Annotated in this window: 8 protein-coding genes and 1 riboswitch; of the genes, 7 read left to right on the top strand and 1 reads right to left on the bottom strand. The window is 31.3% G+C overall.

Annotated features, from left to right (window positions below; genetic code table 11):
* Positions 1-517 (top strand): MATE family efflux transporter (locus SPD90_RS02075; protein ID WP_320924161.1); only part of this gene is annotated, 517 nt, incomplete at its 5' end.
* A 124-nt stretch (positions 518-641) separates the two neighbouring features.
* A riboswitch (Lysine riboswitch) is annotated at positions 642-812 on the top strand.
* Between the two features lie 104 nt (positions 813-916).
* Positions 917-2,305 carry a hypothetical protein gene (locus SPD90_RS02070; RefSeq protein ID WP_320626159.1) on the top strand — a complete coding sequence of 463 codons (1,389 nt, stop codon included), beginning with the start codon at positions 917-919 and terminating at the stop codon, positions 2,303-2,305.
* Positions 2,306-2,383: 78 nt separating this feature from the next.
* Here SPD90_RS02070 and SPD90_RS02065 read toward each other — a convergent pair whose 3' ends face one another.
* Positions 2,384-3,064, bottom strand: a complete 681-nt coding sequence (locus SPD90_RS02065) for an aspartate/glutamate racemase family protein (RefSeq protein WP_320924160.1) — start codon at positions 3,062-3,064, stop codon at positions 2,384-2,386.
* 152 nt (positions 3,065-3,216) lie between these two features.
* Between SPD90_RS02065 and SPD90_RS02060 the strand changes: the two genes are divergently transcribed.
* From SPD90_RS02060 to SPD90_RS02040, 5 genes are all read left to right on the top strand, one after another.
* Positions 3,217-4,164 carry an alpha/beta hydrolase gene (locus SPD90_RS02060; protein WP_320924159.1) on the top strand — a complete coding sequence of 316 codons (948 nt, stop codon included), beginning with the start codon at positions 3,217-3,219 and terminating at the stop codon, positions 4,162-4,164.
* Positions 4,165-4,193: 29 nt separating this feature from the next.
* Positions 4,194-5,330 carry an aminotransferase class V-fold PLP-dependent enzyme gene (locus tag SPD90_RS02055; protein ID WP_320924158.1) on the top strand — a complete coding sequence of 379 codons (1,137 nt, stop codon included), beginning with the start codon at positions 4,194-4,196 and terminating at the stop codon, positions 5,328-5,330.
* Between the two features lie 26 nt (positions 5,331-5,356).
* On the top strand, positions 5,357-5,890 hold the full coding sequence (locus SPD90_RS02050) for a (Fe-S)-binding protein (RefSeq protein ID WP_320624423.1): 534 nt from the start codon (positions 5,357-5,359) through the stop codon (positions 5,888-5,890).
* Positions 5,891-6,096: 206 nt separating this feature from the next.
* Positions 6,097-6,639, top strand: a complete 543-nt coding sequence (locus SPD90_RS02045; protein ID WP_320924157.1) for an NADH peroxidase — start codon at positions 6,097-6,099, stop codon at positions 6,637-6,639.
* 145 nt (positions 6,640-6,784) lie between these two features.
* Positions 6,785-6,998, top strand: a 214-nt coding sequence (locus tag SPD90_RS02040; protein ID WP_442909037.1) for a rubredoxin-like domain-containing protein, incomplete at its 3' end; no start/stop codon positions are given.

The following is a 6,998-nucleotide window of genomic DNA, read 5'->3' as shown; positions in this document are numbered from 1 at the left end:
TTCTAAAATAGATTCAATAACTATGATCCCGTTAGCTTCTTTTGGAAATGCTGTCGGAACATTTACAGCGCAAAATATAGGTGCAAATAAAGTCGATAGAGTAAAAGAAGGGCTAAGGAGTAGTTTAATTATAATAGCATTGATGAGTTTGATTATATTTTCTGTATTGTTTATTTTTGGACAAAATATAATAGGATTATTTCTAAATCAGAATCAAAGTTCTGAAGCTGTAAGTTTTGCTGTTAAATATTTGCACATAGTTTCTGGGTTTTATATTGTCAAAGGATTTATGAATGCTTACTGCGGAGTGCTAAAAGGAGCAGGTGATATATCTGTATTTGTATGGGCTACAATACTCAATTTCCTGGTTAGACTTATAATAGTTTATGTATTTTCAAATGCTGTAGGGCCATCTATTATATACTACGGTGTACCTATAGGTTGGTTTGTAGGACTTTTGATAGGATATTTGAGATATAAAAGTGGAAAATGGAAATATAAATCGATTGTTAAATAATTTTTTAACAATAAATTATAACTTTTATTATATTAAATAATAAATTTAATATAATGTATAAAAATATGTTGAAAAATAAGATAATTTATCATACAATAAAATATATAAAAATTAGAAAACAAATAAAAAAGATAGAGGAGCGAAAATTAAGAGTATCAACGAGGAGTTAAGCGCGTTGAATCGTTGAGAAAGGAGTTTTTGCCGAAGAGTACGACTGATGCTTTAAGGTCGTATATCTGGGGGAATACATAATATGTATTTCACTGTCACCATTTGGTGGAGGGCTATCATTTAAGGAAATTTTCGGAAAATATAAACCTTAGGTGTGAGCCTGAGGTTTTTTTAATTTAAACCTCAGAAATACTTTTTTATTGTTAATAGTTTTATGGGGGTAATAAAATGATAAAAGTAATTATACCGGTAGTAGCACTACTTGCTATTATACTATGTAAAAAAATACCTAAAATAGGTGGAAATGTAAATGCAGGTCTACTTATTGCAGGTGCATTATCTTTAATATTAGGAGGAGTATTCAATCCAGTAGATTGGTTTGCAGCAGGGATTGACGGTGTAGACAAGCTGGCATGGGTAATATGCTTATCAATATTTGGTAGTATATACGCATCTACACAGGTTAAGCTTGGAACAATAGACACAATAATGGGATATTTAAAAGCAAGATTTGAAAAATACCCTAGAGTATTGATTGTATGTATTATATTAGTATTAGTTTTAGCAGGTTCATTATTAGGTGATGCAATAGCTGCTTCTACAGTAATCGGAGTTTTAACTATAGGGGTTCTAGCATCAATGGGAATAAGTGGAGAAAAAATAACTTGCCTTATAGTTATGGGTGCTTCAATGGGTTCTATAATGCCACCTATAAGTCAAGCTCTTGCATTATCAGCAGCACTTACAGGAGCAGATCCTGATGCAGTTTTAAGATATGGATATATTACAGTTCCAATAATCGTAGTTTTAATGTGTATCTATGCTAATATAATTTTTATAGATAAAAAGACAAAAATACCTCATCAAGATAGACAAGGTAAGCCTTTTGATATAATAAAAGAAAATTGGACATCATTAATACCATTAATAATATTAATATTAATAGTTGTATTTAGAACTACTACTATTGGAGGCGTACATTTTGATTTAGTTCCTGAATTATTAGGAAAAGTTATGATATCTGAACAATTAGATTTATATACTGCATTATCACAAATATCAATATTAAAGGGTGTATCAAATGGTATAGTTTTATCAATAATATTTGTGACAGTAGTATCATTTATGTTCCCTAAACTAAAGGGTGAAGCTAAAAACTGTATAACAGAAGGTATGGCAAATGTTAAGACTACAGTTTTAATACAAATATGTGCAGGATTTATGCTAGGTTGCTTCTACGCTGGAGGGCAAATAGACGCAGTTCAAGCATTTGCACAAGGATTAAACGAAAACTTACTTAAGATAGGTGGAGCAGGATCTATGGCACTTATAGGAATGCTTACAGGTTCTCAATCAACTGTCCAAAATGTAATATTCTCATTCTTTGGACCAGCGCTTATATCTATAGGAATGGATCCAGTTCAAGTGGCAGCAGCAGGTGCCCACTTAGCAGCAGGTGGTATGGGACTTCCACCAGCAGATTTAACTACTTTCTGTGTAGCAGGTATAGTTGGTTCTATGGTTGGTAAGGAAGTAGACCCTATTAAATCAATGATTATGATGGTACCTATGTGCTTGACTATGATTGCAATTGGTATGATTCTACTTTATATTTAGATAATTTATTTAGTCAATATTAATATATATAAAAATAACTATTGTACGATATCCGTATAATAGTTATTTTTTTACATATTAAAAGGAAGGCTTATTTAAGCTTGAGTAAATATAATTAGTCAAAGTGACGATATCAAATACAGGAATATTTAATTTGTCAGAAATAGCCTTGGAAAATGGCGGCATATTTGTGCATTCACAGATTATAGCACCTACATTTGGATTTTCGTTTACCATTTTAGTGGCTACTTCTAGTATATCCTGCTGAAGTCTAGATTTATCGTATTCGATTTCTTCGTCCATGAAGGTTTTTTCGAAGCTAGTTCCCTCCATACTGTAGATCACTTTGTCTATATTTTCTATTCCAACTCCTTTAAAATGTTCATCTGTAAGGGATGATTTTTTTATAGTAAGTATTCCCACTGCTTGGTCTTTTTTTAAAAGAGGTTCTATATATTTTACTTGTATTAAGCTAGATGTAAATACGGGAATATCTACACTATCTGCTAGCTCTTTTTGAAATTTTGCTAAAAAGCCACAGCTTGTTGTAATAGCACTTACTCCAGATGCTTCAAGATTTTTAGCTGCATCTATGAAGCTGTTTAAAAGACCTCTATCACCTAGATCTACTACTTTAGTAGTATCAGCTCCTGTTACGATTTTTTTTACTGTTGGAAATGAGAAGGTATCTTCATTGCCTATGTCTCCCTTTATTCTTGGAAATTTAGTATCTAACATTAGTATTCCTATTTTTTTCAATTTTGTACCTCCTGAAAGTTGTTATGAGTTAATAATAACATAAATAGGTTTTGATATGTAATAAATGGGAATTAAGATATAATATAATTGAAGAAATAATAGATTTAAGTCGATAATTGTATTACAATTTTATTATTGGGGTGAGTTTGAACATGAAAAAAACAGAGCTTTATATAAAATCTACTAATAAAATAAACGATTTGCACACAATCGTCTGGGAGCCTGATGGAGATGTTTCGGCGGTTTTACAGTTATCACATGGAATGGTCGAGTATATCGATAGATACGATAGATTTGCCAAATTTTTAAATACAAAGGGAATTTTAGTCGTAGGAAATGATCATCTAGGTCATGGACTTACGGCAAAGGACGATTATGAGCTTGGATATTTTCCATGTGAAGATAAGAGCTGTACTGTAGTTCAAGATTTATACAAAATTACTCAGGAGATAAAAAAGAAATACAGTGATGTTCCTTATTTTGTCTTAGGTCATTCGATGGGCTCATTTTTAATTAGAAGGTATATTATGACTTATGGAGACAAAATCGATGGTGCTATAATAGTAGGAACTGGTAGCCAGCCTAAGCTTTTGTTGAAGCTAGGAAAACTGCTATTAAGAATAATAAAAGCTTTCAAAGGAGACAAGCACAGAAGTAAATTCGTTACAAATATTGTATTTGGTGCTTACAATAATCAATTTAAGCCTGTAGAAACTAAAAGCGACTGGATAAGTAGAGATAAAAATATAGTAAGGGAATATGTAAAAGACAAATATTGCACATTTTTATTTACTATAAATGGATATGAAACTCTTTTCGATGTTTTGGAGTTTATACAAAATCCATTAAATGAAAGAAATATACCTAAGGAACTACCTTTAATTTTTATTTCTGGAGATAAGGATCCAGTTGGAAACAATGGTAAAGCAGTAAAATCTATCTATGAAAATTATAAAAATATCGGAATAAAGGATATAGATATAAAACTGTATAAAGAATGTAGACATGAGGTTTTAAATGAATTGGATTATGAAAATGTTTATCAAGATATTTACAATTGGTTGAAGGTACATATAGAGCAAAAAGCTTCTAATATTTAAAATATATAAAAATATCGAGGAGGATTGAAATGGGGATTTATTTAGATAATGCGGCGACTTCTTATCCAAAGCCAGAAGCTGTTGCAAATGCAGTATACGATTTTATGGTGAATAATGGAACTTCTTCGGGTAGAGGTTCTTATAAAAAGGCGATGCAGTCAGATTACATAGTCTATGAATGTCGTAAATTAATAGGAAAACTATTTAACTTCGACGATCCAAAGAGGGTTGTTTTTACAAGTAATATAACAGATTCTTTAAATATAGCCATGAGGGGAATTTTAAAGGAAAATGACCATGTTATAACTAGTAGCTTAGAGCACAATGCAGTATGGAGATGCTTAAAAACTCTAGAAAAAGAGAGAAATATAGAAATAGATACTGTGGAATGTACAGAAGATGGAATAACAAATTCTGAGGATTTAAAAAAATACATAAGAAAAGATACTGCATTAATAGTATTTACACAGGCTTCAAATGTATTAGGGACAATCCAGCCTATAAGAGAAATTGGAAAAATCGCCAGAGAAAATAATATACCATTTTTAGTAGATGCAGCTCAAAGTGCAGGTGCTATGGATATAGATGTCAAAAGAGATAATATAGATATTTTGGCGTTTACAGGGCATAAGAGCTTGATGGGGCCTATGGGTACTGGAGGATTAGTGATAAATACAGATATATATATCGCTCCTCAAAAAGCAGGTGGAACTGGTGGAGACTCAGCTTATGAATATCAACCTGACTACTACCCTAACCATTTAGAAGCAGGTACTTCTAATGTGAGTGGTATAGCTGGTCTTAGAGAGGCTGTTAAGTTTTTACAAAAAGAAGGTATAGAAAATATACACAATAAAGAAAAAGAATTAACTGAATATGCACTAGAAAAATTACAAACAGTAAAAGACATAGAAATCTACGGTCCAAAGGATACAGATAAAATGCTCAGCGTAATAAGCTTCAATATAAAGGACAAAAGACCAGAGGATATAGGCTCTATACTAGATCAAAAATACGATATAATGCTTAGAGCAGGACTTCACTGTGCTCCAACTGCTCACGAGATAATAGGAACAAAACAAAGGGGAACACTCAGAATAGGAATAGGATATTTTAATGAAAAGGAAGATATAGATAAATTAGTCGATGCATTAAATAATCTATAAATAAATATAAAAGGTAGGAGAAAAAAATGTATTTAGAAGAAATCAATTTAAGTTTTATACAACCATGTACAACAGATGCAAATAGAATAAGAGTAGTTGCAACTTTATCAAGGGATATTACAGAGCTTTTCCCTTATTTAAACACTTATTTAAAAACTGCAATATACAATAAAAAAGGACAAACTTTAACATATAATTATGGACCTAAAATAATAGTACTTACAGCAAATGACGTCAAAGTATCTAAACTGTTGAATGAAACAGATGCATTTGAGACTTTAGATTATATAAAGGATTTTGTAAACGACTGCTACGATAAAAAGGACAGCATAAAGCCAAGTGACGAAAAACGCAATTTACCAAGTCCATTTGATGTATATGAAGTACTTCCAAGATTAAATTGCGGCAAATGCGGTGAAGCTACTTGTATGGCATTTGCTGCTAAGATGGTAGCTGGAAAATACAAACCAACTATGTGTTCACAAGTATCAGCTAAAGGCAATGAAAAAATGAGAGAAGAGCTTGAAAATATATATTTGACTTTAGGATATGAGCTTTAATATTATACTAAAAAAAAATTTGAAATTGTTGAAAATTTTGATAAAAAATAGTAAAATAAAATTGTTGAAAAAATGTTTTAAGCTTATTGTTATGGGTATATATTAGATATAAATTTAAAATTAAATATTTTAATTAATAAAAGTATAGATATATTTAATAGCAAATAGGCTTTGACAAATTTATAATATTTAGGAGGAATTTAACTATGAAGAAATGGGTATGCCAAGTATGTGGATATATATATGAAGGAGAAACTGCACCAGCAGAATGTCCAGTATGCCATGTAGGAGCTGAAAAATTTGAAGAAATGAAAGGCGAAATGGTATGGGCTGACGAACACAGAATAGGTGTTGCTAAAGGTGTAGACGAACAAGTAGTAGAAGACTTAAGAGCTAACTTCACTGGAGAATGTACAGAAGTAGGAATGTACTTAGCAATGAGTAGACAAGCAGATAGAGAAGGATATCCAGAAGTAGCAGAAGCTTACAAGAGAATAGCTTTCGAAGAAGCAGAACATGCTGCTAAATTTGCTGAATTATTAGGAGAATGTGTAGCTGCAGATACTAAAGAAAACTTAAGAGTAAGAGTAGATGCAGAATACGGAGCTACTGAAGGAAAATTAAAATTAGCTAAGAGAGCTAAAGAATTAGGATTAGATGCTATACATGATACAGTTCATGAAATGTGTAAAGACGAAGCTAGACATGGTAAAGCATTCTTAGGATTATTAAACAGATATTTTGGATAAGAAATAAACTTAAATTATCTATAAAGATCTTACAAGAAATTGTAAGGTCTTTTTTTAATAAATGTTTTAAAATTGAAAACATGGGTATATATAGTACCATAAACAAAGAAAATTATAAATTTAAAATAGTAGGAGGAATTTAATTATGAAGAAATGGGTATGCCAAGTATGTGGATATATATATGAAGGAGAAGCTGCACCAGAAGAGTGTCCAGTATGCCATGTAGGAGCTGAAAAATTTGAAGAAATGAAAGGCGAAATGGTATGGGCTGACGAACATAGAATAGGTGTTGCTAAAGGTGTAGAGGAACAAGTGGTAGAAGATTTAAGAGCTAACTTTGTTGGAGAATGTACAGAAG

The sequence above is a fragment of the Intestinibacter sp. genome, assembly GCF_034113885.1.
Lineage (GTDB): Bacteria > Bacillota > Clostridia > Peptostreptococcales > Peptostreptococcaceae > Intestinibacter.
This window is presented reverse-complemented; position numbering and strand designations above follow the sequence as displayed.

Excerpts from the sequence above, each read along its gene's own strand:
- SPD90_RS02070 (WP_320626159.1), top strand. The coding sequence starts at position 917 with ATGATAAAAGTAATTATACCGGTAGTAGCACTACTTGCTATTATACTA.
- SPD90_RS02060 (WP_320924159.1), top strand. The coding sequence starts at position 3,217 with ATGAAAAAAACAGAGCTTTATATAAAATCTACTAATAAAATAAACGAT.
- SPD90_RS02055 (WP_320924158.1), top strand. The coding sequence starts at position 4,194 with ATGGGGATTTATTTAGATAATGCGGCGACTTCTTATCCAAAGCCAGAA.
- SPD90_RS02050 (WP_320624423.1), top strand. The coding sequence starts at position 5,357 with ATGTATTTAGAAGAAATCAATTTAAGTTTTATACAACCATGTACAACA.
- SPD90_RS02045 (WP_320924157.1), top strand. The coding sequence starts at position 6,097 with ATGAAGAAATGGGTATGCCAAGTATGTGGATATATATATGAAGGAGAA.